The sequence below is a fragment of the Leptospira johnsonii genome, assembly GCF_003112675.1.
Taxonomy (GTDB): domain Bacteria; phylum Spirochaetota; class Leptospiria; order Leptospirales; family Leptospiraceae; genus Leptospira_B; species Leptospira_B johnsonii.
Genome location: NZ_BFAY01000005.1, coordinates 123760 through 150291, shown reverse-complemented (window position 1 = coordinate 150291; position 26532 = coordinate 123760). Strand labels below are relative to the sequence as shown.

General features: G+C 41.7%; 18 protein-coding genes. 6 read left to right on the top strand and 12 right to left on the bottom strand.

Translation table 11 applies throughout. The features are described 5' to 3' along the window. Window position 1: 1 nt before the first annotated feature. Genes LPTSP_RS01875 through hisD form a run of 6 tightly spaced genes read right to left on the bottom strand, consistent with a single transcriptional unit; the run spans window position 2 to window position 10219 of the window. Entirely contained in the window at window positions 2-2947 is a 2946-nt protein-coding gene (locus tag LPTSP_RS01875) for an LPS-assembly protein LptD (protein WP_108927157.1), read from the bottom strand. Between the two features lie 29 nt (window positions 2948-2976). Further along, window positions 2977-3822 carry an undecaprenyl-diphosphate phosphatase gene (locus tag LPTSP_RS01870; RefSeq protein ID WP_108927156.1) on the bottom strand — a complete coding sequence of 282 codons (846 nt, stop codon included), beginning with the start codon at window positions 3820-3822 and terminating at the stop codon, window positions 2977-2979. Window positions 3823-3843: 21 nt separating this feature from the next. After that, window positions 3844-4584, bottom strand: coding sequence for a lipoprotein LipL31 (locus LPTSP_RS01865; RefSeq protein WP_108927464.1), 741 nt, complete (start codon window positions 4582-4584; stop codon window positions 3844-3846). A gap of 50 nt (window positions 4585-4634) precedes the next feature. Further along, entirely contained in the window at window positions 4635-8072 is a 3438-nt protein-coding gene (mfd, locus tag LPTSP_RS01860; protein WP_108927155.1) for a transcription-repair coupling factor, read from the bottom strand. A gap of 6 nt (window positions 8073-8078) precedes the next feature. Beyond that, window positions 8079-8930 (bottom strand): pantoate--beta-alanine ligase, encoded by an 852-nt coding sequence (gene panC / locus LPTSP_RS01855; RefSeq protein ID WP_108927154.1) that lies wholly within the window; start codon window positions 8928-8930, stop codon window positions 8079-8081. Beyond that, window positions 8927-10219 carry a histidinol dehydrogenase gene (gene hisD, locus LPTSP_RS01850; protein WP_108927153.1) on the bottom strand — a complete coding sequence of 431 codons (1293 nt, stop codon included), beginning with the start codon at window positions 10217-10219 and terminating at the stop codon, window positions 8927-8929. The genes panC and hisD overlap by 4 nt, the downstream gene beginning before the upstream one ends. 64 nt (window positions 10220-10283) lie before the next feature. On the opposite strand from hisD, the gene LPTSP_RS01845 reads away from it, so the two are divergent. Next, complete coding sequence (locus LPTSP_RS01845) at window positions 10284-11057, top strand: exodeoxyribonuclease III (protein WP_108927152.1); 774 nt, start codon at window positions 10284-10286, stop codon at window positions 11055-11057. A gap of 3 nt (window positions 11058-11060) precedes the next feature. Here LPTSP_RS01845 and LPTSP_RS01840 read toward each other — a convergent pair whose 3' ends face one another. Together LPTSP_RS01840 and LPTSP_RS01835 are read right to left on the bottom strand one after the other, a co-directional pair. After that, window positions 11061-11432 (bottom strand): hypothetical protein, encoded by a 372-nt coding sequence (locus LPTSP_RS01840; protein WP_174704412.1) that lies wholly within the window; start codon window positions 11430-11432, stop codon window positions 11061-11063. A gap of 145 nt (window positions 11433-11577) precedes the next feature. Then, the gene (locus LPTSP_RS01835; protein WP_108927150.1) at window positions 11578-12618 is read right to left on the bottom strand and encodes a GGDEF domain-containing response regulator; all 1041 of its coding nucleotides are present in this window, start codon (window positions 12616-12618) and stop codon (window positions 11578-11580) included. 178 nt (window positions 12619-12796) lie between these two features. Here LPTSP_RS01835 and LPTSP_RS01830 point away from each other — a divergent pair, with 178 nt between their 5' ends. Then, entirely contained in the window at window positions 12797-13267 is a 471-nt protein-coding gene (locus tag LPTSP_RS01830) for a four-helix bundle copper-binding protein (protein WP_108927149.1), read from the top strand. Here LPTSP_RS01830 and LPTSP_RS01825 read toward each other — a convergent pair. The 4 genes from LPTSP_RS01825 to LPTSP_RS01810 form a co-directional block, all read right to left on the bottom strand. Then, complete coding sequence (locus tag LPTSP_RS01825; protein ID WP_108927148.1) at window positions 13264-14691, bottom strand: histidine kinase dimerization/phosphoacceptor domain -containing protein; 1428 nt, start codon at window positions 14689-14691, stop codon at window positions 13264-13266. The genes LPTSP_RS01830 and LPTSP_RS01825 overlap by 4 nt on opposite strands. Next, the gene (locus tag LPTSP_RS01820) at window positions 14688-15131 is read right to left on the bottom strand and encodes a response regulator (protein WP_108927147.1); all 444 of its coding nucleotides are present in this window, start codon (window positions 15129-15131) and stop codon (window positions 14688-14690) included. The genes LPTSP_RS01825 and LPTSP_RS01820 overlap by 4 nt, the downstream gene beginning before the upstream one ends. Window positions 15132-15133: 2 nt before the next feature. Beyond that, on the bottom strand, window positions 15134-17359 hold the full coding sequence (locus LPTSP_RS01815; protein WP_108927146.1) for a PAS domain-containing protein: 2226 nt from the start codon (window positions 17357-17359) through the stop codon (window positions 15134-15136). A gap of 124 nt (window positions 17360-17483) precedes the next feature. Next, window positions 17484-17939 (bottom strand): peptidylprolyl isomerase, encoded by a 456-nt coding sequence (locus LPTSP_RS01810; RefSeq protein ID WP_108927145.1) that lies wholly within the window; start codon window positions 17937-17939, stop codon window positions 17484-17486. Between the two features lie 216 nt (window positions 17940-18155). Between LPTSP_RS01810 and LPTSP_RS01805 the strand changes: the two genes are divergently transcribed. The 4 genes from LPTSP_RS01805 to LPTSP_RS01790 are packed head-to-tail and all read left to right on the top strand — an operon-like array spanning window position 18156 to window position 26526. Further along, on the top strand, window positions 18156-20813 hold the full coding sequence (locus LPTSP_RS01805) for an adenylate/guanylate cyclase domain-containing protein (RefSeq protein ID WP_108927144.1): 2658 nt from the start codon (window positions 18156-18158) through the stop codon (window positions 20811-20813). Then, window positions 20797-22911 carry a FecR domain-containing protein gene (locus LPTSP_RS01800; protein ID WP_108927143.1) on the top strand — a complete coding sequence of 705 codons (2115 nt, stop codon included), beginning with the start codon at window positions 20797-20799 and terminating at the stop codon, window positions 22909-22911. Before LPTSP_RS01805 ends, LPTSP_RS01800 begins: the two co-directional genes overlap by 17 nt. Continuing rightward, window positions 22901-24088 carry an LIC11435 family protein gene (locus tag LPTSP_RS01795; protein WP_108927142.1) on the top strand — a complete coding sequence of 396 codons (1188 nt, stop codon included), beginning with the start codon at window positions 22901-22903 and terminating at the stop codon, window positions 24086-24088. Before LPTSP_RS01800 ends, LPTSP_RS01795 begins: the two co-directional genes overlap by 11 nt. Continuing rightward, window positions 24082-26526, top strand: coding sequence for a right-handed parallel beta-helix repeat-containing protein (locus LPTSP_RS01790; RefSeq protein ID WP_108927141.1), 2445 nt, complete (start codon window positions 24082-24084; stop codon window positions 26524-26526). Before LPTSP_RS01795 ends, LPTSP_RS01790 begins: the two co-directional genes overlap by 7 nt. Window positions 26527-26532: the final 6 nt, after the last annotated feature.

The following is a 26532-nucleotide window of genomic DNA, read 5'->3' as shown; positions in this document are numbered from 1 at the left end:
ATTATTCCGATTCGACTCCTTCCGTATAACCTGCCCTAAGAGGACGTTTTCTAAATCTGAACAGACGGATCCTGGAAAGTTGGGAAGAATCTTCCTGACCTAGACTGAAATCCGTTAAAGATATGGAGAAGAATATAGACTGGTCGTAAAAAGTCACCTGACTTGCTCCAGTAGTTCCCCCCGGAACGGATCTAAGATCACTACTTAGACCCAATCTGAAATTCATAGTATGCAGATTATATTTTAAGACCGCCATTGCGCGGTTGACATTCATTGCTGTAGTCTGTCTTGCTTGAGTTCCGTTGATCCCGGAACCGTTGATAATATCCTGACCTATATTTGTATGGTTCATATTCATAGAAGTGAACGGAGAAGTAGGATCCGTATTCAGAATATATCTTTGATAATAATAATTGTCCGTTTGGTTGGTGTATCTCCAAGGTTCGGTCACCCTGGAATCAATCTCCGCCTCAAATCCGAATTCTCTCGTAATATCTATACTTGCCTTAGCATAGATCCTATAATTGTCCATCATAGAAGCGTAATAGATATGATACCAGGTACCGCCCACTTCCAACTCACGGATATATCTTAAGAAAGGAAGTCTAAATCCTCCCATTTTGTAAGAAAGAGTGAAGTTATTGGATAAAGGACGATGCAGAGGAGTATGATATACGAAATCGTTATTAAAGAACAGACCGGTATAAAAACTTCTTTTTCTTTCCAGAAGAGTTCTCTTTCTTTTGCTGAATCCATCCAAGAAATCAATATAACCCGCAAAGCGGAATACCGTATAATACCATCTTTCCTGGCTTGTAGGTTGAGGTTGGTATTCGTCCGAAAACGTTCGAAGGTCTCGAATGGTTTTAAGAGAAACCTCGAAATTTTCCAAAGCATAACTTTCCAAAGAAAGCTCCATCTCATGCTGGCGATTTTTCATGAGAATAGGATCTTGCAAGTCAGGCTTCTCCGCTTCTAACTTACGATAAGTGGCGTTAAAGAATAGGACAGGAGCACCAATCCGTAAGTTGGTATTCGTTCTAAAATATTGGTAACTTTCCCTGGCCAAATTTCTTTCTAAGGAAGTAAAGTTTGTGGAAACGGTATCCGTATTTCCCGCAGGCAATTGAGCGGATTGTTTTTTAGCACCGTAATAAACGCTAGGAGCCAAGGACACATAACTTCCAAAATTCATAGAAGTCCTAAATCCAGTCTCACCCTGTAAGAAGTTCTGAGTTCTTAGAAGGTTTTCCTTATAATCCCCGTTCGGATTATCGTAACTTCCATCGGAAGTAGGGATTTTCAATTTTTCTTGGGTAGGAACTCCGTAAAATCTCATCAATGTATTCGTTAAATACACATCCCAATACACCGGAGTTTCGAAATATGGAAGTCTAGTAATTTCCGAACTATTCTTGATCGTAACGGAAGGAAGAACATCCACCGTAGGAAAATAACCCGACTTGGTAAGAGGAGAAAGGTTATAGAAGAGCATATTTCTTTTCATGTTGATATTAACAGAAAGATCTCCCCTGTTCTCGGTATAATCCAATTTCCATTCTAAATTGTTTCGAACGTAACCGTAACGAACGTCTCTGAATGTGTATAAGGACTGTAAACTATTGCTTGGTTGGTATCTATTCCCGTATTCGTATTCGAACAGACGGTTTGTAAAATTCTCATATTGAACGGAAAGGTTTCGGGTAACGTCCTTCTCCGTGTTATTCATTTTAGAATTTAAGAATATTCTTCCCTTCCACCATGGGTCCCTATCTTCTCCGACGTTCGGGATATTTGTCCCCCAATAATTTCCTTTATCCACTTGGTTTGTGACTGCACTTGTTCCGAGACCGTAATTTGCAAATCTATCCTCAAAGCCGGAAGTGATCTGATAGGCCTTATGGTTCGCGTAACCTATATCTATCAAATAGTTTAGATTAGTGCTCTGCCTCCACATTTCCATTTGGAAGGCTTGCCCTGTTTTTTCATAGAAGTCCGCACGGAACTTATAACCCATCGGAGTCCAGGACCAGGTAGGGATCGTGGACCACTGTAACGAGTTTTGAACGAATAGACCTTGGGTATTATTTTTACCCGCTTGGGTAGTCCAACCGTTACCTAAATTATTATTATAGAAGAACGGAAGCCAGAAAACTGTTGTACCTCCTACTTGGAATCGAACGTTAGTTCCTACAACGGTTCTATCCTGATAGAGTACTACCTTATCCACTTTGAAGGAATAATGAGGCTTCTCTGCATTACATGAGGTGAAGTATCCCATCTCCAACATGTAACGTTTATCATCTAACTTTTTGACCTTCTCCCCAAAGAAGTAGGCAGGAGCAACTGTGCCTTTAGTATTATAGACCACACCCTTATCCAATCTATAGTCATAGATGAATTTATCTCCGGTGATCTTTGCCCTTCCGTCCTCGAATTTGATCCCACCTTCCGCATACACTTCTTGGCGATCAGAATCCACTGAAATTGTTTCCGCTTCCAGACTTCCGGATCTAAGTTTGATACGAACCCGACCTCTTAAAACCAATACCCCACCTTTGGTCTGGTCGACTCTCATGAGTTCACCTTCTGCGGCGTTCTCGATGACCATGGGAAGATCTTTCTTTGCAGTTCCGGCTAACGCGGCGAAGTCAGGTTTATTATCTTCCTTCTCCCCTAAAGCAGCTTTTAATCTTTTACGTCTGGTATAGATGGAACCTTCTCTGGAAAGACCCAGGTTTTCCAACTGCTCGTCCACTTCTCTTTCGCTTAGTACTTCGATGGACTTGTTTAAAAGGCGGTTTCTGGTCTTAACGACTGATCTTTGGGTATCGTCTTCCGAGTTCGCATCACCTGCGGAACCCCTAGGGCCTAGGTCGACCGGTTGCCCCCATAGTAGACTAGGCAAAAAAAGTAAAAATAGACAATTTCGGATCCAGGGGCGCATTCCGATCTAAGCCAGACTATCGTGTCGGGTCAGCCCTGCACCACTAATTTGTAAAAGGTAAGCACTGAGACCCCAAGAAGTATCCGATACCAACCGAAACCGGTAAAGGAATGGGTCTGTAAGTATTTTAGGAACCATTTGATCACGAAAAAACAAAGTAGGAAGGAAAGAACAAAGCCCAAACTTAAGATCGGCAGATTGTCCCAATTTAACACTGCTCTATGTTTGAATAATTTATAAGCTCCTGCTAAGAATAGGACCGGAACCGCAACGAAAAAGGAAAACTCAGCCGAACTTCTGGTATTCTTTCCCAAAAATCTCGCAGTTACGATTGTCGCCCCTGATCTGGAAACTCCGGGGATCAAAGCCAAACATTGAAAGATTCCGATCAAGATCGCATCTTTTGTTCCGACAGGCTCGCTAGTTTTGATCTTTTCTCTTCTTTGGAACCAGAACTCTGAGATTAAGATGAGGATCCCTCCAACTAGCCAAGCTCCACCTAAGATCGCCAAGATATCTTCTCTTGCCTTGATCTTATCCAAAAATCCTCTGAACAAAAATCCTGCAGCCATAATAGGCAAAAATCCGATCGTAACTCTGGTTAAGAAAAGGAACCCTTCTTTGTTTTCTTCTTTGCGGAGAAGGTAACGTACAGCCAATTCTCCCTGCTCTAAGAACTTCTTCCGATACAAGACCAGTACAGATAAGATCGCACCGCTTTGGATGAATATATCGAATAAGTCGTCGAAATCCGCTCCCTCCGAAAAAGGATAGAAGGAGGAGAATAAGAAAAGGTGTCCTGTGGAGGACACCGGTAAGAATTCCGTAATCGCTTCAATTACGCTACGGAAGATTGCGTTTAGATATGAATTCAAATCGTTGAAAAAAGTTCTTTTTTACTTAGTAGCTTCGGGCGCCGGTGTAGGAGTAGTAGCCTCCGGTGCTTTGGTCTCCTCGGCTTTAGGAGCCTCTTCCTTGCTCAATTCAGGGAAGCTGAATTCTTTATCTAGATATTTTTCAAGATCGAACTTATCGTTATGTTTGATCGCGACGGTTTCTTTAATTCTATCTAGAACAGATTTATAAACTTCTTCCGATTTTCTTCCCTTGATCTGAGCTCTTGCAGCATCATAACACTGCTCCAGAGTTAAGGACTCTGCTTGTTTGTATTTAGTGCGGAGTTCTTGGCAACCTTGGTTCAATTCCTGCTCAGTGATCTTAATTCTGGATTCGATCTGCTCAGCGATGTACATTCCGTAGATCAATTGCATCTCTTGGAACTTTAAGATTTCTTTAATATCGGATCTTTTGCTGAAACCACTTTTGTCAGCGGCAGCTTTCACAACCATCATCTCATGATAACGATCGAAAAATTTTCTTTTTCTGAACTCGTTTCTGAGTTGTAAGAAGCTTTGAGGAACTTTGCTTTCTTCTTCGGTTAAAAATTTGATAACGTTCTTTTTTTCGATGTTTTGAGTACGGCTTAGAGTATCTAGAGCGGTATCAAAAGCACTTTCAAAACCTGCAGTGGTGATCTTATTACCGTCGATGGACTCGATGACCGGAGTCCCGTCTCCGCAATATGCGAAGGAGAAAAAAGATAAGAGTAAAGTGAGGGAAAAATATAGCTTTTTCATCTGTGTTGGAATTCCTACGCAAAAAATAGGAGAACCGGGCCTGGCGTCCATTACTTTTTGTCGGGTAACATTTCCGTTAAGAAGTACACAAGTTTCACAAGTTTGTCCTTTTGGTTGGCTTTCCCGGGAGCATATAAAAGAACATTCGGTTCTCTAGGATTCATGGTAAGACCCATCCTAGCAGAGATCAAGTTTACGATTTTGTCATAACTGCCTAAGAAATGTGTTCCTAATTTCAGACGAATTTCCTCCCCCAATTCGGAGACGGATTCGAACCCCAAGACAGAAGCCAAGGTCCTGATTTTTTCCAACATTAAGAAAGTTTTTGCTTCTTCCGGAGGTTCACCAAAACGATCCGTCATTTCTTGAGTAACTTCTTCTATTTCGTCCAGATCTCTTGCGCCTTCGAATCGTTTATAAAATTCTATTTTCTGTCTTGTGTCAGGTATGTACGATTCAGGGATGAAGAAATTAGAATCCAAATTGATCGCTGTGCGCACTTCAATTTTAACTTCCTCTCCTTTGATCCTGGCGATCGCTTCTTCTAACATCTGCACGTACAGATCGAAGCCTACTTCCATGATATCTCCGGATTGTTCTTTCCCTAAAAGATTTCCAGCACCCCGGATCTCCAAGTCCCGCATTGCAACCTTGAATCCGGAACCAAGTTCTTGGTATTCGTAGATAGTATTCAGACGTTTTTCGGCATCCTCTGTCACCACCCTGTCTTTAGGAAGAAGAAGGTAGGCAAACGCTTTACGGTCACTTCTTCCTACCCTACCTCGGATCTGATAGAGCTGAGAAAGACCGAATAGATCCGCTCTTTTAACGATTAGAGTATTCACATTTGGGATATCAATTCCGGATTCTATGATGGTAGTAGTTACAAGAATATCGAATTTGCGCGCGTAAAAATCCACGAGGGTTTCTTCTATCTCGTCCTCGGTCATTTGCCCGTGAAGTACTCCAATGGAAGCCTCAGGAACGATCTCGTTTAATCTTTTAGTCTCTTGTTCAATAGATTCTACTCTATTATAAAGATAGAATACTTGTCCTTCTCTTGCAAGTTCCGTGCGGATGGCATCTCTTAGGACTTCTTCGTCCTCTTCGATCACATAGGTTTCCACACTTTGTCTGTTCTTAGGTGGAGTCGCGATGATTGAAAGTTCTCTGATCCCGGTCAATGCCATATGAAGTGTGCGCGGTATCGGAGTCGCAGTCAAAGTCAGAACATCCACAAGGTTTTTGATCTTCTTAATGGATTCCTTATGGTTCACTCCGAATCTTTGTTCTTCGTCTATGATGAGTAGTCCCAGATTTTTTGGTTGGACAGAATTTGCAAGAACCGCATGAGTCCCGATCAGCATATCCACTTTTCCGGCGGAAAAACGTTTCAGAACGTCCCGGGTTTCGGCAGCGGTCCGAAGACGAGAAACTAATTCCACAGTGATCGGATAGTTCTCGAATCTCTTCTTCATATTATTATAATGTTGTAAGGCAAGGATTGTGGTAGGCGCAAGCATCAGGATCTGTTTACCTGCCATCGCGACCTTGAATGCCGCTCTGATAGCGACTTCCGTTTTTCCGTAACCCACGTCTCCGCAGATAAGACGATCCATTGGTCTTGTGGACTCTAGATCTTTTTTAACAGCTTCTATCGCTTCTATCTGGTCCGGAGTTTCTTCGTATTCGAATTCGGCTTCGAATTCTTCTTGGTAGATCGTGTCCGGAGGAAAAGCATATCCTTGTAGTTTGATCCGGTTGGAATACATATGGACCAAATCTTCTGCAAGACCCTCGACTGCTTTTTGGACCCTGTCCTTTGTTTTTTTCCAGGTACTTTTTCCTAGACTATCTAATCTTGGTCTTTCCGTTCCACCTACGAATCTTTGGACAAGAGAGATCTGATCCAAAGGAACGAATAACGTGTCTCCGCCGTAATATTCCAGTTTTAGAAAATCCCTTTCTTTCCCGCCTGCATTAACTCTTTCTATTTTGAGGAATTTTCCGACTCCATGGTTTACATGGACCACGAAATCCCCTTCTTTCAGGTCTAGGAAACTTTGGATGGCCTTGCTGCTTTGTTTTTTGAACCTGGTCTTACGTTTGTATTCTCTTCCAAATACGTCGTTCTCGGATAAGAACAGAAGTTTTTCTTCTTCCCATAGGAAGCCGTTCCGTATTTCTGAAACGGCCAAATATACTTCTTCCTTGGATTTATTAGGAAGAAGTATCTGCTCCGGCTCGGAAGTTTCCGGATTTAATAAACGAATTCCTTCTGATCCAAATAATCCCAAAAGTCTTTGTGTCTGGGCCTCGAAAGAAGAAGTGAGAATGATCCTCCACCCTCCTTCCGATTTTAATTCCCCTATTTTTTCTCGGACCTCTCTGATCTTTCCCTTAAAAGAAGGAGCCTGATGTAAAGGACAAACCAGATCTTCAGGCTTACTAGGAGGAAGTTGTGTGAATTTGATACCGCTTACATTTTCTATAATTTCAGATTCTTCTTTGTCTCTCAAAAGGAAAGAAGGAGGAGCACATAAGATCTCTTTGTTTCTTTTCTCGTAAAGTGCCTCATACTCTCTCAAAAGATGGGAATACCTTTCTCTTGCGCCGTTCGGATCAGGGAACACAAGACCGGGCTTTGATTTAAAAAATGATAATATTCCTTTATTCTCCCGGACCATCGGGATCAGCTCTTCGAAATAAGTCCCGCCTGCATCGTCCGGGATCTCAGGCAAATGTAAAGATTTATCAGCGTTTAGGATCAGGTTCCGATATGCTTCTTTTTGAGGATCCGTTAGAATAAATTCATCTGCAGGAAGTAAAAATGCCTCTTCCAGATTTTCCAAAGATCTTTGGGTTTCCGGATCGAATGTTCGAATGGATTCCACCTCGTCCCCGAAAAAATCGATCCTGATAGGATCAGCGGAGAAGGAAGAAAATACATCCAGGATCCCTCCCTTCAAACTGAACTCACCGAATGCTTGGCACATATCCACTCTGTGATAGCCCAAGCGGATAAGTTCTCTCATTAATTTTTCAGGTTGGATCTCCTGTCCTAATTTTACGGACAAGGATCTTTCTTTCAGCGCGGAAGCTTCCGGAAGAGTTTTCAAAAATCCTGAAACGGAAGTGAATACTAAAACTTTTTCTCCGGATAAAATACGAGCTAGAGCCTGGATCCTTTCTCTTTTCATTTCCCCCGGGTAACGCATATACTCGTAAGGCAAAACTTCCTGCCCAGGAAGATAACAAACCTGATCCGGCTCTAAATAACTTAAGGATTCTCTATATAAAAATTCAGATTCCGTATTTGTAGGAGAGATTACAATTTTAGAATTTTTCTGAGCCTGAAAAAGAACGGAGGATAGAAGAGAATGAACGGAACCAGGAACGGAAGAAATTTTGGAATTTTCTTTTGCAGAAGAAAAAAGATCTTCTAAAGATTTTTTCCAATCGCTCGGAGCGGAAGCGGGTTTAGCCATACTAAATTAAGATACCTTAACGGTTAGATTATCGATCAGTCTTACTTGCCCCAAAAAGGCAGCGACAGCAAGTAGCACTTCCCCTTTCAAAATATGAAGTTCTTCTAATGTGTTTGCGTCCAAAATTTCCAGATAATCCGTTTGAATTTTGGAAGAAGAATCCAGAACATCCCTCATTACCGTCAAAACTTCCGTAGGATCTTTTTCTCCTTGTCGGATCAAACTCTCCCCCAGGCGTAATGCCCGAATGAGTAGCAGTGCTTCTTCTTTTTCCGGACCTATTAAACGAGCATTTCTAGAACTTAATGCAAGACCATCCGCAGAGCGAACAGTATCTACCCCGATGATCTCCATTGGAAACCCAAGAGCTCTCACGAAATCTTTTACGATCAGATATTGTTGGTAATCCTTCTTACCGAAATAAGAACGGTCGGCAGGAATTGTATGGAACAAACGAGAAAGAACCAGAAGTACACCTTCAAAATGGCCAGGCCGAGTTGTAGCATCCAGATTTTTCATTAAATGAGGAATACGTAATTCTACCTGAGGAATTCCACCGGGATACATAGTATCTTTCTCCGGCAAATAGACCAGATCCACCTTGGATGATTTACAAATTTCTAAATCACCTTCCGTATTTACCGGATACTTTGCATAATCTTCCGGGTCGTTGAACTGTGCTGGATTTACAAAGATAGAAACTACAGTTTTGGAATTTTCGCCGGAGGACCGAACGAATAAATTTGCATGTCCTTCATGCAGAAAACCCATAGTGGGAGCGTAACCCACAGAAAGTTTTTCGGACTTCCAGGAGAGTATTTGGTTTCTGACCTCGTTTGGATCCTTCGATACGATCATGGTTTGCCGTTTTGAGAAAGTCTTACTTTCACTGAATTGCCATGTTCTTCATCCAAACCTTCGAATTCAGAGAGAACTTTTACATACGGATATAATTTTTCTAAAGAGTCCCTGGTTACTTCCTGGTAGGTTACTCTTTTTAAGAACGTAAGAACCCCTAAGGAGGAAAAGATCCTACTTCCCCCAGCTGTTGGAAGAATATGATTTGTACCACTGATATAATCTCCCATAGCCACAGGAGAATAAGGTCCCAAAAACACGGAACCTGCATGTCGGATCTTTTCGAATAATTCCTTATAATTTCGAGTTTGGATCTCCAAATGTTCAGGAGCATATTGATTGGAGAAGTTTACACATTCTTCTAAATTAGGAAAAACTAATATCCAACTTTCATTCTCTATCGAGGCTCTTTTGATGGATTCCCTTTTAGGTCTTTCTTTTAATGCCTTGTCTATTTCTTCCGAAACTTTTTTGGCAAATTCCAAAGAATCGGTGCAAAGTATCGCCGCGGAATCTTCTCCATGTTCCGCTTGGGAAAGAAGATCAGCCGCCACCCAGTTTGGATTTGCAGAATCATCTGCGATCACAAGAACTTCGCTTGGACCTGCAGGGCTATCTATTCCGATAACACCTTGTCCGCTTAATAAAACTTTTGCAGCTGTTACGAATTTATTACCCGGCCCGATCACAAATTCAGAACGTGAAATAGTCTCGGTTCCGTAAGAAGCTGCCGCAATCCCTTGGGCACCACCTACTGTTACGATCGCATCTGCGCCTGCAATTTTAGCGGCGGCATACAATCCGTCAGGAATACCTTCTTTTTGGGGAGGGGTAACGATCTGAATATGTTTAACTCCCGCTATCTTTGCCGGGATTACGCCCATCAAAATGGTAGAAGGATATAATGCCTTTCCACCCGGGGCATATACAGTCACAGATTCAATCGGAGTATAACGAATTCCTAATGTATTTCCGGAGACATTCACATCTAGATTGGAAGGAATTTGGGCCTTATGGAATGTTTCAATATTCTCCTTAGCCTTTTCCAATGCGGAAACTAGTTCTGGGTCCGCTTTTCCCTTCCATTCTGAGACAGGGAAAACCAATTTTTCAGGTTTTATTCGATCGAATTTCTGGGTGAGCTCATAAACTGCCTTGTCCCCGCCTTCTCTCACCTGCTCCAAAATGGGACGTACCAGGGCCAAAGTGTCATTTAAGTCCTGCTTTGCTCTCTGGAGAATGGGTTCAAAGGAAAAATCCAACCCTACTTCCCTGATACGAATGCTCATACGGACATTTTTTTTCTTTGCCCGGACTTAGCATCCCGAAAATCCTGGGAACTCTTCTAAGCCTATGAAAGTTTTCTGTCTGAACTGCAATGGAATCCGATCCGCTTGGGGCAAGGGCCTGGGCGATATCATCTCTTCCGAAAAACCCGATTTTGTTTGTTTCCAAGAAACCAAAGCGCAACCGGACCAACTCAGTCCGGAAATTTGGGACAAACTGGGATACAAAGCCTTCTTCCATTCTGCAGAAAAAAAAGGTTACTCTGGAGTTTCACTTTGGACCAAACAGGAACCTAAAAAAGTAACGTATGGACTGGGTTTGGATGAATTCGATAAAGAAGGAAGAAGTGTCCTGGCAGAATTCGATTCTTATGCCATCTGGACCGTTTATTTTCCTTCCGGGACCACAGGTGACGTGAGACAAGCAGCCAAGATGAGATTCTTGGAAGAATTTCTAAAAATTTCCGCGAAGCTGAAAAAGAAACATTCTAACCTTATACTCTGCGGAGATGTGAATATTGCCCATACTGAAATGGACATACACGATCCAAAAGGAAACGCAAAGAATAGCGGTTTCCTACCGGAAGAAAGAGCCTGGGTGACCAAATTTCTTTCCACTGGTTGGGTGGATAGTTTTAGGGAATTATATCCAAACAAGCAGGAATATACTTGGTGGACTTTCAGAGCGGGAGCAAGAGGGAATAATAAAGGCTGGAGGATCGATTACTTTTTCGTGACCCCGGAACTTAAATCTAAACTCAAAAAACTCACAGTCAAAAAAGATCCCATCCTTTCCGATCATGCAGCAATGATCTTAGAAGTGGATCTTCCTAAAAAATAAGGATTACTTTTTTTTAGGAAGTGTTAGATCTATCTTCGGAAGATTCTTTTTTAGAAATTCTGAAAGTTCCGATTCAAATACCAAAACAGTGTCAGTGATCCTTTCAGAAGATTTGGATTTCACCACTTTCTTATCTAAAAGTTTTCCTGAAAATAATAAGGGTTCCTTCCAAAAAGGAACGCGGATCTCTATTACAGCATTGCTGCCTTCCGGATCGGGATGAAAACGATCCAGGGTAAAGCTAAGTGCCGTACCCTCGATGCCCTCCCAAGTTGCTTGGAAATCCCCGGAAGAGGAATGCACCTGCACTGGAACCTTTACGGTCTCAAAAAACCTGTTTTTGAATTCCTGTACTATTTTATCTAATATAGCCATTTCTATCTCTATGTATCGTTTATTAAGTTATAAGACTTAGTGCGATGCAAACAAATTTCCAATTTTAGGAAAAAAATGAAGGGGATTCATTACAATAAGGGGAAAAAAGACGAAATAAGACCGTGGTCAGCCTAAATCTAAGGGTTTATTCTTTATAGAGAGAACTTCTATTTCTTCCTTCTTCTTTGGATCTATAGAGAGCCTTGTCGGCTTCTTCCAAAAACTTTTTGGTATCTTTATCTTTTCCGGACATTCGAGTGCTGATCCCAATACTTACAGAAACAAACTCCGAAGTTTGAGAACCTTCATGTGGGATCTTTAGTTCATGCACGCGATTCCTGATATTCTCAGCAACCAACAGAGCCTTGTCCGAATCGGTTTCGGGTAAGATCACTGCAAACTCTTCTCCGCCGTAACGAGCAGGAAAGTCCCCCGCTCTTCTTGCAGTATTCTTTAGAACTCCCGCAACCTGACGGATACATTCGTCTCCGGCCTGGTGTCCGTAAGTGTCGTTAAATTTTTTAAAATAATCTATATCCAATAAAAGTAATGAGATCGGTTTTTCGGAACGGCAGGCCCTCTTCCATTCTACTTCTAAGATCTCATCAAAAAATCTTCTGTTCCAAATTCCGGAAAGACCATCCGTTCTGGAAACTCTGAGTAAGGTTTGGTAAGCTTCCGAAAGTTTATCAGTGATCTCTTCGAGGTCTCTTTCTCTTTGTTTTCTTTGGAGCATCTCATGACGAAGCCTCAAAGTAGAACGGACCCTTGCTCTAAGCTCATGAGCGTCGAAAGGTTTAGTAACGTAATCGATTGCACCCAATTCGAATGCGGACTCCAAGGTTTGGGTATCGTGGATCGCGGTGATAATGATAACAGGCAGGTCGGAAAATTCTTCCTTAGAACTTAAGGTGCGTAGAATATCCAGTCCGTTCATTCCTCCAGGAAGAAGAATGTCCAAAAGTAAAAGTGAAATCTCTTTTTTGTTTTCAGGGTTTCCTTGGAGGCCTAACCATTCTAAGGCGGTCTCAGGAGATTGGGTGGAAATTACATCCCCGTATCCTGCTTTTTTAAGGATCCTTTCTACCAGCAGGCAGTTTTCAGGAGCATCGTCCAGAATAAGAATTTTGTCCGATTCGCCAATCGTCGCGGATGACTCGCTTTTTTCTCTTGTGGGTCCGAACATTTTATCTGTAGTAATTCATCCGACGAGTCTTTTCAATTAGAGCTACTTTAGCGGGAAGAATTTTCCAAACCTATTCTAAAAGTTCCGAAAAGAAAGCGGTTTTTTTTAAGGTTTTCAACCTATTTTAGGCGACGAAATGCGGATTCTTGGATAATTTAGAGCACCGAGGGAGGTTCCTTTGGAACAGAAAATATCTAGAAAACAAATCCTAGGCCTAGGTGCTACGACCATGGCTTTACTCGCAAGTTCCTCCGTTTTAGGACATGATCACGGAGATAAAAAAGCTCCTAAAAAGAAGAAGGCCGAAAAAATTTCCGTACCAGGCTCCGCGTTAGAAGCATCATCAGCTTGTATTTTAAAAGGCAGAATCTGCATCAATATGTGTGTGGATATGTTGGCAGAAGGTCATAAGGAAATGGTGGATTGCCTCAGATCAGTCGAAGAGACTGTGGCCCTATGCGATGCATTCGTTGTATTGTCTTCCTTGGGTTCAGCTTCTACTAAAAAATTAGCCTCTATCTGCTTGGAGTCTTGCGAAAGATGCGCCGCTCAGTGTGATAAACACGCGGATCACCACGAGGAATGTAAGTCATGTGGCGAAGCTTGCAAAGCTTGTATCTCTGAATTTAAAAAATTACTGGCTGCTTAATACTCAAACTCTATCTGGAATCGGGTTCCGGGGGCCGAGGTGTTGATGTCCAATTTTGCCTTTAACTGTTTGGATAAGATCCGGATCAGTTGTAAACCTAAGGTTTCTTTGGCTTCTATCTGAGGATAATCCGGGATCCCTTTTCCGTCGTCTCCCACTTCCAAATAGAATATCCCATTTCCGGATTTTGCTCTTATATAAAACTGTCCCTTTTTCTTTTCCGAATACGCATACTTGATAGAATTTGTAGCGATCTCGTTGATCATCATTCCGATGGGAAGAGCCTTCTCAACTGCCAAACTTAAATTCCCTACGTCGATCACTCTTCCGATCTCTGGACCTATTCCATATACATTCCAAAGGTTATCCAATAATTTATCCACATAAGAATTCAGAGCAATCTCTGCCAAGTTTTTGGAATTATAAAGTTCATTATGAACCAAAGACATTGAGTAGATCCTACTCTCAGTATCTCTAAGTTCTCGAGTTACTTCCTTATTCTTTGCATAATTTGCCTGCAAGTTCAGAAGACTGGCCATGATCTGCAGATTATTTTTGACCCTATGATGTATCTCCTGCAGAAGAGCTTCCTTATCTCTCAAAGATTGTATGAGGGTATCTTCGGATTGTTTCCATTTGGTCATGTCCACTAAGATCGCAAGGACCACTTCTTTTCCTTCCAGTTGGAATTTATAAGAAGTAATCTCCATTAGAAGAGGAGTTCCTTCCTTGGATCTATGCACATGCGTTTCCGGAATATTTTTACCGTTATGCAAGGCAAGATACTGTCTACGCTCTCCTGAAAAAGCTCCTATAAACAGATCTGAAAATTTCATATGAAGAAGTTCTTCTCTATCGAAACCGTAAATTCTTTCCGTTTCCTGATTCAGATCAAGGATCCCTTCACAATCATAATTATATAAAACGATCGGATGAGGATTGTGTTCGAAGATGAGTCTGTATTTTTTTTCGTTCTCTTTAATAAGAAATGCCTGCTCTTCCAACTTGGACAACATGTCCTGTCTTTCGATCGCATATAAGATGGATCTAAGAAGAAGATGAGAATCGAATTTTCCTTTGATGAGATAATCCTGACCTCCTGATTGTAAAGCCTCCATCGCAATAGATTCATCCTGGGTCCCTGAACAGATCACTATAGGAATTTTAGGAAATGCCTTCTTGATCATCTCGAAACCGTCCAATCCGAAACTATCTGGTAGGGTCAAGTCCAGAAGGATACAATCTATCTCATCTCCTTGGTCTTTTAGTATTTCCAGAGCATCCGCCACAGTAGGAGAATGTTTCAAACGTATTCCAGAAGGATCCGCTTCCTTCAAAAATATTTCGAATAAACGAGAATCGTCCTCGTTATCTTCCACTACTAAAATCTGTTTAACCCGGACGGATATTACTCTTGCATTCATCTTGGAGGTAACCTCGAAGTTTTGAACCAATAGATACGTAATGAATCCATCGCTTCCAAAAAATTGTCGTATTCCACCGGTTTCTGTATATATGAGTTCGCGTGTAAATTGAAAGTGGCGATAATATCCCTTTCCGATCCGGATGTAGTCAAAACCACAACTGGGATCCTTTTGTATACTGGGTCTGATTTTAGCTCTTCCAAAACTTCAAAGCCGTTCTTTTTAGGAAGATTCAGATCTAGTAGGATCAGATCGGGGCGTCTTGCTCCTACGAATTCCCCTTCTCCTTTTACAAAGTCGATCGCTTCCTCTCCGTCTTTTGCGACGAATAATCTTTTTTCAGATTTAAGATCGTTCAATGCTTCAATAGTGAGCCGGACATCCGCAGGATTGTCCTCTACTAAAAGAATATCAAAATATTGTTTGGAAGAAGTATTCATAATTAAACCTCAGGCAGGGAGAAAAAGAACTCGGATCCCTTTCCTATAGAAGACTGGACCCAAATTCTTCCCCCATGATTTTCCACGATCTTTTTGCAGATGGATAGACCTATCCCTGTTCCAGGATATTCTGACCTAGTATGCAATTTTTGGAATATGATAAAAATACGATCAAAGTATTTAGGATCCATTCCTATTCCATTGTCTGAGACTGAAAACACATTTGCACCGGGAATATGTTTCACCTTGATACGGATCTCCGGGCTCCTGCTTGAAGAACGGAATTTGATCCCATTAGAGATCAGATTACTGAATAAACGTCTGATCTGGTCCTGGTCCGCATACACTTCCGGAAAAGGACCTTCTAAAACTAAATTTGTTTTGGTTTCTTGTATGACTGACGAAAGATCTTTTCTGACCTCGTCCAGGATCAGATTTGGATCCCCTTTGGATTTTTTCACAGAATCCGAACCCACTCTAGAATAGCTCAAAAGACTTTCGATCAGTCCCTGTTGTCTTTTTGCAGCTTCCACAGATACTTGGATGAATTCTCTCATCTCCGGTTTAATCTCATCGGAGAATTTTCTTTCTAATAATTGCAGATAACTTGCAATCGTCCTAAGAGGTTCTTGGAGATCATGAGATGCAATATAGGCAAATTGTTCCAGTTCCTTATTCGTTTTTGCCAAACCAAGAAGTGCTTCTTCCAAAGATTTTCTGGATTCTATTTTTTCGGAAATGTCCCGATTGACCATGATAAGACCCGGGACCAGATAACCTTCTGCATTAATTTTTTTGAAATTACTCTCGATCGTGATCTTTCTACCGGATCTTAATGTATGGATCAGTTCTCTTTTGGAAGCTCCTAAATCTTTCCAATCCTCCATTGCTTCTTTATAATTTTCCTCGGAGATCCAATCCTCTTTAAAAAGAGAAGTATAATGTTTTCCTAAACATTCACCTTCTTCCACCTCGTACATTTTGGAAGCGGATGCATTATAGTAGGTGATGTTCATATCTCCGTCCAACGCAATGATCGCATCGTTGACCTGGGAAATGACTTCCATATTGAAACGATTTTCTCTAGTGATCCGAACCCGCTCCGAAACGTCCGTTCCTGAAACAAGTACAGCATCCGTATTTTGAAATTTGATAGGAGAAGAAACTATATCCAAATACATAATATTCCCATCTTTTTTTAAATGTCTCATTTCAGGGAATGAATTAGGACCTTCTTTTAAATTCCGGATGGCTTGATATAAATATGCCTGGTCTTCTTCCGGTCTAAGTTCACTAACTAATTTTCCGATAAATTCATCTTCCGAATATCCATAGGCAAGCAATGCAGTTTGGTTAACCGCCAAAATCTTAAGTGAAGTCCTATCGAAAACAAACATGATCTGGGGATTATTTTGGAATAAGCTCCTGTATTTTTCTTCATTCTGTTTGATCTTACTTTCATATTCTTTGCGATCGGAAATATCATAAACAATTCCTAATATTTCTTGGATACGGCCGTTTTTTCCAGGCCTTGGATACATTCTTGTTTCCAACAAAAGATCATTTTGGTTGGTATGATAGATACTCTCTTCTCCTTGAAGAGCTTTAGAGAATGCTTCCATAACTTCCGGCCGATTGCCTGCTCTTTCAAAAATGGTTTTTCCTACAATTTCCTTAGGATTGATTTTTAATCTTTCCAATCCTTTTCCGTCGGCGAGTATGATCCTTCCCTCCGGAGAAATGGAAAAAACGATCACGGGTAACGCGCCTATCAAAGTGTGAAAATCAACAGTACGTTTTTCTAATATATCTTCCGCGATCTTACGATCCGTTATATCTAAGGAAACTCCTACGAGTCCTCTTACTTTGCCGTCTTCTCCAATTGCGGGAGAGATCCTTACAGCAAAATACCTTCCTAAAAAGACCGCCTCAGCGCTGATCTCTTTTCCGGAAAGTACAAGCCTTAAAGCTTCCGTTTGTTCCAAACTACGTACAGAGCCGTCTTCTTCCCTAAACTCTGCGTTCCATTCGTGTTGTACAAAGTTGGTTCCGATGAATGCACTGGAATCAAGACCAAGCATGTCTAACGCTTTACCCGAGGCAAAGTTCATTAATCCCGTCTCGTCTGCGGAAAATAGTACGATGGGAGAATTGGAGAGGATATAGTCTAGTAAGGGTTTTGGATTTTCCTGACTGGAATCTGAAAAAGTAGGAGAGCGAGAACCCATAAATAGATCCGCCCGGAATAGAAATTCCGGGCAGGGGTCTCTAATTATGGCGAAATATGGATATTTTCAAGCATATTTCGAATTTTTGTGAAGTTTGTGGAATGTTTATCCCACAAGGGGTACGTTAGATGATCTCTATCGTCTCAATTACCACTGGCTGAAGAGGACGATCCCCAGGAGCGGTAGGAGTTTCTGAGATACTTTGGACTATATCTTCTCCCTCGCTTACATGGCCAAAAACCGCATGGCGATTGTCTAGATAGAGATTGTCTCTCACGTTGATGAAAAACTGAGAACCACCGGTATTCGGTCCAGCATTCGCCATGGAGATAGTAAATTTCTTATTTTTAAGTTCCGGATGAAACTCATCCTGGATTTTATACCCTGGTCCACCAGTTCCAGTTCCTTGCGGGCAACCGCCTTGGATCATAAAATTTGCAATAATTCTGTGAAAGATCAGACCATTATAAAAGCCTTTTTGAGCCAATTGGATGAAATTCCCAGCAGTGATTGGAGCCTTCTCATCTTCCAATAAAACGGAGAAGGTCCCTCGGTTGGTGGTAAACTTAGCAGTTGCCATAAATATCCTCAAAATCCAGATTCTAACCGGTGTCTGTGTAATCAACTAAATAGGTATCCTTAATGGGAGAGAACTCATTCTACTTGTTTTCAATATAGAATGCTGTTGTTCCGATAATTTAACGGAGGATATCTGGAATATACTTTCCGCTAGACGGATCGATTTTTTAGCTTTCTAAAAGAGAATTTTTTATTCCGGAACTTCCTTAGGAACAAAATGCCATCATCTACAAAATATATTCCCTTCGGACCAAACGGTGCAGTCGCGTTCTGGGCCAGAGCAAAGGATAAGATCCAAAACCAGGATGAATTAAGAGCCTGGGCAGATCTAGGGATCAAAACTGTAGTCTGTGTATTCTCTGAAAAAGGTTCTTCTTTAGTAACCGACTTAGAAGAAGTTCTGCATGCAGGAGAATGGAAACTATTCGCATTAGAAATTCCTCCTGGACCGGAAACAAACGAGTCTGTATTCTTCTCCGCCTGGAAATTAATTTCAGCAGCGGCCAAATCCAATATCTTATTTTTGATCCCGGAAGAATTGGAAGAAAGATGGGAAGTGATACTTTCCAAAATGGTAATATCTTCCTATCCACATATCGCCTCAGGTGAATTAGGCGCTTGGTTCCCTAGCTTACAAGGACAAGCAGAGACTGAATTCTTAGGAGAATTCAAAACCTATGCCTCCCGCAAAAAAGCTCCTAAGGAAATCCCGGACTCCACAAGAGGAGAATTTTCTATTTATCTAAAGGAACTTCCTTTGGCTGTTTCCGGGATAGAGTTAGGAGTTTTTAAGAACGGTCATAAAGACTCCAACGGAAAGAAGAAGGTCCCGAAATTCCAAGAGGCAGAGAGTTTCCGCACCTTGGAAAGTAAGCCGGTGATCTCCTTTGATACCGTATTCTCCGGAGAAAAACAAGGATCCGAGACCTCTGAACCTGGGGCTGTAGAGCCTAAAGCTCCAGTAGTATCAGAAAAGAAGAATATTCCAAAAAGAGAAACTACCTTTACTCCTCCAACGGATACAGGAGATTTTGCGACCAGCGCGAAATTCCCTCTTCAATTAAAACTCATGGCAGTGATCTCACTTTTACTCACTGTTACGGTTTCCACAGTCATTTTATATGCGTCTAGTGAGTTCAAAAAGAACTACGAAGTTAGAGTATTAGAGACTAATTTCTCTTTGGTGAATATTTTAGGGATCAAGGTAAAATCGGATCTAAAAGATATTCGTGATAAAGGTAAAACTCTTACCGAAAAACTTTTGGACCCGAAAGGTCCAGGTGCTTATGCGGATTTATTCTTTAGGAACGAACCCGATTTTCTTTTAGCGGGAATTTATTCCCCGGAAGGAGATAAACTAAAAAAAAGAACCGTATTATACAACGATTCTTACTTGGAGGGAATCTCTTCTAATCGAGAAGAATTGGATGCTGCAGTTTCTCAAAAAGAATCTTATTTTTTAAAGACGATCCAATCCGGCGGAAGGATAGATAATCTTACTCCGAATTTTAAAGAACCTACTTTTTCCATTTCAGTCTACGATTCTCAGAGTAAGTCCATTCTACTTTATATTATCCGAGCAGAAAGACTTCTGACCGTATTCCAAAAACAAGATATTAACGTTCCGTTCTTAATCAATGGAGATGGGGATCTGATCGCACATCATGATCTACAACTTCTTGCATCCCAAACAAATTGGGCTGATCTTCCTATTTTTGAAACGATGCTTTCTTCCGTAAGAGAAGATAGTCAACAAACCAGATATGAGGATTCCACTAAGACAAGGTATTACGGCTCTTACCAAAAATTAGGTTTCGGCGGAGCCGGAGTGATTGTCTCCGTTCCGGAAGAAAAAGTATTTGAGATGGTTTATAGGATCCAGACTAAAAACCTTCTCATCATGGCGATCGCACTTTGTATCGCACTCATCATCGTATTCTTCTTAGCGAGAACCATTACCATTCCGGTATTAAAACTTCTGACAGCAACAGTAGAGATCGCAAAAGGAAATTTCAGAATTGGGATCAAGTCCACTACAAAGGACGAGATCGGCGTTTTGACCGATTATTTCGTAAGTATGGGAAAAGGTCTGGAAGAAAGAGAGAAGGTAAAAGACGCACTCGGTCGTTTCGTAAACAAAGAGATCGCCGAAATGGTATTGAACAAGGAACTTACCTTGGGTGGAGAAAGAAAGATGTGCGCCATCTTCTTCTCCGATATTCGATCCTTCACATCTATATCAGAAAAACTGCAACCGGAAGAAGTGGTTGAATTCCTAAACGAGTACATGACCGAGATGGTACGTTGCGTGAACGATACCCATGGTATCGTGGATAAGTTTATCGGGGACGCGATCATGGCAACTTGGGGAGCTGTCCGTACTTCCGACCAAGACGCAGAGAATGCAGTAAATGGCGCGCTCTTAATGAGAGCGGCTCTACTTAAGTTCAATGAAGGAAGAGGCGGAGATAAAAGACCGATCATTCGGATCGGTTGTGGTATTAACTTTGGGCCTGTGATCGCGGGACAGATCGGTTCCGAAGAAAGATTGGAATATACCGTAATCGGGGACGCGGTGAACCTTGCATCTCGTGTGGAGGCGTTGAATAAACCTTTCGGCACAGATATTTTGATCACCCAAGATCTACTCGATCATGTAAAAGAAATTTTTGCGGTCGAAAAAATGCAATCTATCAAGGTAAAGGGAAAAGAAGAACCCCAAACCATTTACGCGGTCCTTGGAAGAAAAGACGATCCGGATCGACCTAGGGACCTGAACGATCTGAGAAGAAAACTCGGAATAGAATACGAATCCAAGAAAAAAACCAAAACAGGAGATGAGGAAGAGGAATTAAAGTATGAAATACTTGAATGACGGCCGGATCGTCGTCACTGCTTTAGTTCTACTTTTGCTTTTTTTTTCAGGGCTATTATATCTGTACGCCAACGCAGGTCCTAAGACTGGGACCAACAAAGTTGTAGGGCAACTCAAGACAAAACAACTCAAAATATTAAGAAAACTTGATTCTGAAGTCATCTGGGAGGAGTTGGGTGAGTCCGACCCCATCCGATACAGAGACACAATACGCACGGAAGAAGGTTCCGAAGCAGTATTACTTTTTACTGATGGAGAAAATTCCGCAGAGATCAGAATGGACGAAAGAAGTATGATCCTTGTGGAAGATACCGACAAGATCAGCTTCGTATCGGGTTCACTTTCCGCGACCGGCGGAGGATCGGGCAATTTACAGATAAGCTCGGGAGATACAAAGATCTCGCTTGGAAATTCGGATCTAAAAATTTCCAAAGACGAGAGCAAAGCCCTAAACCTAGAAGTAAAACAAGGAGAAGCCAAGGTAGTCTCCTCTTCCGGAGAGAATACGGTAGGTAAAAATCAGTCTGCAGAACTGAAAGACGGTAAAGTTGAAGTTCATTCTTTAAACCTAGAAACGGTTTCTCCTCCGGACAAAACGTATTTTCCTTTGGCAGGTGAAACACTTCCTGTCAAATTCGAATGGAAAAATTCTCCAAGTATCAAAACTTTCAGATTGGAAGTTGCCAGAGATTCAGGATTCAGAACAGGTTTAAAAAAATTGAATGCAGGTGGAACGAACGCCTCCATCTCACTTCCTAACGGTTCTTATTATTGGAGACTTGCAGGAAAAAATCCTCAGTCCGGAAAAGACGAATTTAGTTCTTCTAAAAACTTTAAATTGATCTCTTGGAATAAACCAAGACTTGTCTCCCCTACTAATAAAGAAGTATTCTCTTATACTGAAACTGCACCTCCAGTCCGATTCCAATGGAGTACATTCGATTCCCAGACAAAATATAAGCTGGAAGTTTCTTCCGATGCGAACTTTAAACAAATCGTATATACTGGGGACTCTTCTGCGGGATTCTTAAAATGGGAACCTAAGTTGGAAGGACAATTTTTTGCTCGGGTCAAAATGAGTTCCGATAAACAGGGGTTTGCCGAATTGAGTTCGGATGCGATTTCTTTCGTTTTACGCAAATCGGAACAGGCAGAACCTCCTAAACTTCTAAAACCTTTACAGGGCGAAGAGATTGGCATCCGTATCTTTAAGGCAGGCTCCTTCTTTAGTTGGAGTTCCAACAAGGAATTCAAATCTTATTCCCTGGATATTGCCGTTGATTCCGATTTCAAAAATATAATTTTCTCCAAATCGACTAACTCCAATTTTATAAAGCCGGATCTGGATTGGAAAGAAGGTACATACTTCTGGAGAATTAAAGCAAGTTCTAATTCTGAAGGAGAGATCTCTTCTTCCATTGGTAAGTTCACCTTAAAACCTCTGGGCTTCATAAGACTCTCCTTTCCGAAGGACGGATCCGAGTTAGGTCATCCAGTGGACGGTAAATTACAATTCAGATGGGACAGACCGGATCCTAGCGGAACTTATAAATTAGAAGTTTCTAAAGATCCTAACTTTGCTTCGAAAGTATTCGAAACCTCCGTGCGTTCCGGACAAAATTCAGTCCCACTTCCAGGACCTGGGGACTATTATTGGAAAGTTACTCTTCTTTCTCCGGAGGGGGAAGTGCTGACCTCCAGTCCTTCTTCCGGATTTAAGACCTCGGACTCCGCTCCATTTGTCTCTCCTGTATATCCAAGGGATAGAGATAAGATAGACCTGGATGAGAAAGCGAGTTTGTCATTTTATTGGGAAATTGAAGGCAAATCCGAGGCGTACATTTTGGAACTTTTAGAGGCAGACCAAAAAACACTAAAAACGGTCTTCAAAAAGGAAATTAAGGGAGAATCCTACGACTATCGAGAGTTGTATAGGTTAAGAGAAGGAAAATACCAGTGGAGACTGAGCGCAAAATACAGGGACAGCTCCGGACAAGTCCGCACCACCCTTCCTTTGACCAGGGATTTCGAAGTAATCATGTCCGCTACTTTCAAGGCGCCGGAGATCTTGACTCCTAAGGAATTTTATGTTGAGTAAAAGATTCCAAAAATCTAATACGATTACCGCTCTTTTAGTCGGATTCCTTATATTCTCTCTTCCACTTTTTGCTAAGGAAGAAGGAGTAAAACTGGAATGGAGACCTATTCCAGATGCTGGCGGCTACCAAGTAGAGATCAAAGATTCTCGCGGAAAGATCACCAGAGAGAAAACAAACGGAAGCCAGATCCAGATCGAATTACCTCCCGGAGCTTACGAGCACAGAATAGGTGTATTGAATAAATACGGAAGAGTTTCCGTATTCTCAGCTTGGATCCCATTTGAGGTTATTCTTTCCCAGAAACCCGAAGTGATTGCTACAGATAAAAATAAGTTCTTAAGTAAGGACATGCCTGAAAGTTTCGAGATCAAGGGAAAACATTTCACAGAAGCAACAAAAGTTATATTAAAAGATTCTAAAGGAAACGAGATCCCTATCAAGTCGATAGATCTCAAAAATTCGGAAACTATGGTAGTCACCATAGATAAGAAAAAATCTCCAGAAGGTGCAGTTTCCTTACGTTTGGAAAATCCACGTAATAAATCCACAGAGAAGGAAAATTATTTCTTAGTAGCGGAAACAGAAGATGAGTTAGCAGCCTTGGAATCCAAGTCCTCTAATTCAGGATCCTCTGGGCCTTCTATCTTTGATCTTGGGGCAGCAGCAAGATCAGCAGTTCTTCCAGGATGGGGACAATATTACCAGAAGAAGTCCACATTCAGAACGGCAATTTTCCCTAGTTTGATTTTTGTCGCGGGTGGTTATGCAGCAGCAAGAGGAAGTTCTTATCTGAGTGCTACTCACGAATTGGATGCAGCAAGACAAAGTAATATTTTATACAACTCTGCGTTCTTACAATCAGGAGACCCTGCATTATTTAATCTGGCATTGTATAATTATACTCAGATCTCCCCCAAGTATTCACATGCAGTAGGTGAATACAACCAACTAGGAGTGGCCTTGGGAGTATTAGGATTCTTTTATCTGATCAATGTGATCGACGCTGGATTTTTCCCCGGCCCTAAACAAGTAAAGATAGAAGGGACCGATACTCCTGTAACTGTCTCTCCGATTCTCAGAAACGCAAGAGAATCCGACAGAGCAGCTACTTATGCTTCCGGAAATTCATATCTTTTACAACAGAGAATGGAACTAGGAGTGGAATTCGCATGGTAGCTCGCAAGAATTTTGTCCCTAAATTATATTCATTTTTCCTGATCCTGTTCACATTAGGAACAATGGGTTGTTATAGCCGTCCTAAAAAATCCGCAATTTTAGATTTTATGAATATATCTAATTTTGTGTCCTATTTGACCGGGACTGCCTTCCCTCTAAATGTACAAGTAAACGGTCTTACAAACTCGGGCACTCTTGTAGTCGAATTGGCAAGTACTGCGGAGCAACTCACCTTTACTGCCGCAGGAACAGATTCATTTACCGGATATTACGATCCGAATATTGTTTATACTTTAAATATTATAACTCAGCCCGCAACACTTCCCACCCAAACCTGTGTCATCAGTAACCCGAACCTTACGCTTACTTTTGCAAGCACCACATTCGTGATAAACTGCGCTGAGAACTGGTACAAGGCCAACGTAACTGTTACCGGGATAGACAGCGCGAATACTACGAGTTTACAAATATATAATAATGGCACGGACCTGAAAACTAGGACCTCCAACGGAACAGTTAGTTTTGATGTAGGGGACGGGTTAGCATACGATATTACAATAGGTACGGTTCCGACAGTACCTTCTACCCATACCTGCCAGGTGGTAACAACTCCTGCGAATGGAACGATCAGCGGTGCAGATGTAAATCTGCAGATCAGTTGTTTAAGTTTGATGAAAACAAGTGTTGCTGCCCCGGGTGCTTTTATGCCAGCTACCAAGCCGATGATTTTTACATTCTCCGGCCCGGTTACCGGCTGCGCGTTAGATTCGACTGGAGGAGGCCCTCCTTATTCAGCAGGAACTGCAAGCGGAAGTCCCGGAGTTACGTATGTCGGGAACACTGCAAGAATAGCTCCCACTTCTTTACCTTGGTCTTTCGGAGCACTAACCTTCCCTCTTGATGTTGTATTCATACTTACCGGATGTACGGATGCAGTGGCTCTTGCAAATAATGGAGCAACCATATCCATAAATGTTAGAATGATGGAAGGTGATGTTTACTTCGTAAGTAATACTTCCGGTAATGATAGCAATAGTTGCGCGGACCCTAGCGATTCTTGTAAGACAATTCAGACTGGCGTAAATCAATGCTCCTCTTCCAGCATTTGTACAGTATTTGTAGAAGGAGGAGACTATATCATTATAAGTACAGTTTCTCCGATCACTCTGAATTCTTCAGGTGGAATACGACTTCTTGGAAGTTTTGATTCTGCATTTACTACCCAGGATTTGGATGCGACTCCTAGTAGGATCTTCGATAGCCGAAATATTGTACAATGTCCTGGAACCACCTTGGGAACAAATGAATGTGCTCCGATCACAATTACTCCGAGCGGAATGGCTGGGGATAGTACGAAAGCTCATGTGGTCCAAGGATTCAGTATTTTTGCTGATGAAACGAAACAAAATTCTTTCGGTATTCGGATCCTGAATGGAGATACGAATAGTTTTGTATATATCTATGCAAATTATATTTCCGGCGGTCAGGGAGGATTGGGAGTCGAAAATTCCGCTGGAACAAGGGGTGGAATCTACCTTCGTTCATCTCCATCGAATAACCAAATTGATACGAACGTGATCAAGGGTGGTTTCGGTGCGTTAAATTCGACTGCAGTTTACAGCAATGATTCTAATGTCTACTTAATTCGAAATAGGATCAGCGGAGATAAAGCTGTAAACGATTCCCATTCAGTGTTACTTGTAAATTTTGTAGATAGATTAGTAGCTATCATAAACAATACGATGAATTTCCGCCAATATACGGATGCTTCCGTAACTTCTCAGGCTACGTATGGCATCCGTAATCAGGAGAGTGCAGCCCTAATTAAACACTATATAGCAGGGAACACGATCTATTCTGGAGGAGCCACTGCGGGTTCGAATTACGGAATATTTATATTCGGTGGAGTTGCAACGAACGCTCAGATTACGAATAATCTCATCCAGGCTCCAGGTAGTAATGGAGTATGTGCCAGCTTTGATACTACTCCTAGCGGAAGTGCAATATTTAGAGGTAACGACTTAGCTTGTAGTGCAGGTAAATATGTTACTGCAGGTGCTACGAACTTTTCAACTTTTTGTAGTGGGAATGGAACTTTTAATGTTACCGGCCTCTGCTTAGTTGCAAACGCTTTTATGAACGATGTCCTAACTGCGACCAGGTCTAATCAGAACTTTATTACAACACCTTCCTTTAACGGTTATCCAGCCCTTCAACCTTGGCTGTCATTGAGTACCGCAACCGGTGGCCCATGTGCAGTTGCGTTTGGCGGTGTGGAAACCTCTTCTTATCTGAATAGTTTTGATCCGATTTATAAGTTAGATGCTGTTATCGGAGCACCTGTAACTAGAACAACGTCCTCAGGTGGATCTACACCGTCTGGTTCCGACGGATATTCCATCGGGGCATTCGAATTAGACGATCCAGGCTGCTTCTAAAAAACC

Coding starts and splice junctions, on each gene's coding strand:
- LPTSP_RS01825 (WP_108927148.1), bottom strand. CDS start 14,691: ATGAATGCAAGAGTAATATCCGTCCGGGTTAAACAGATTTTAGTAGTG.
- LPTSP_RS01790 (WP_108927141.1), top strand. CDS start 24,082: ATGGTAGCTCGCAAGAATTTTGTCCCTAAATTATATTCATTTTTCCTG.
- mfd (WP_108927155.1), bottom strand. CDS start 8,072: ATGGCTAAACCCGCTTCCGCTCCGAGCGATTGGAAAAAATCTTTAGAA.
- LPTSP_RS01805 (WP_108927144.1), top strand. CDS start 18,156: ATGCCATCATCTACAAAATATATTCCCTTCGGACCAAACGGTGCAGTC.
- LPTSP_RS01865 (WP_108927464.1), bottom strand. CDS start 4,584: ATGAAAAAGCTATATTTTTCCCTCACTTTACTCTTATCTTTTTTCTCC.
- LPTSP_RS01845 (WP_108927152.1), top strand. CDS start 10,284: ATGAAAGTTTTCTGTCTGAACTGCAATGGAATCCGATCCGCTTGGGGC.
- hisD (WP_108927153.1), bottom strand. CDS start 10,219: ATGAGCATTCGTATCAGGGAAGTAGGGTTGGATTTTTCCTTTGAACCC.
- LPTSP_RS01835 (WP_108927150.1), bottom strand. CDS start 12,618: ATGTTCGGACCCACAAGAGAAAAAAGCGAGTCATCCGCGACGATTGGC.
- LPTSP_RS01815 (WP_108927146.1), bottom strand. CDS start 17,359: ATGGGTTCTCGCTCTCCTACTTTTTCAGATTCCAGTCAGGAAAATCCA.
- LPTSP_RS01800 (WP_108927143.1), top strand. CDS start 20,797: ATGAAATACTTGAATGACGGCCGGATCGTCGTCACTGCTTTAGTTCTA.
- panC (WP_108927154.1), bottom strand. CDS start 8,930: ATGATCGTATCGAAGGATCCAAACGAGGTCAGAAACCAAATACTCTCC.
- LPTSP_RS01820 (WP_108927147.1), bottom strand. CDS start 15,131: ATGAATACTTCTTCCAAACAATATTTTGATATTCTTTTAGTAGAGGAC.
- LPTSP_RS01875 (WP_108927157.1), bottom strand. CDS start 2,947: ATGCGCCCCTGGATCCGAAATTGTCTATTTTTACTTTTTTTGCCTAGT.
- LPTSP_RS01795 (WP_108927142.1), top strand. CDS start 22,901: ATGTTGAGTAAAAGATTCCAAAAATCTAATACGATTACCGCTCTTTTA.
- LPTSP_RS01840 (WP_174704412.1), bottom strand. CDS start 11,432: ATGGCTATATTAGATAAAATAGTACAGGAATTCAAAAACAGGTTTTTT.
- LPTSP_RS01810 (WP_108927145.1), bottom strand. CDS start 17,939: ATGGCAACTGCTAAGTTTACCACCAACCGAGGGACCTTCTCCGTTTTA.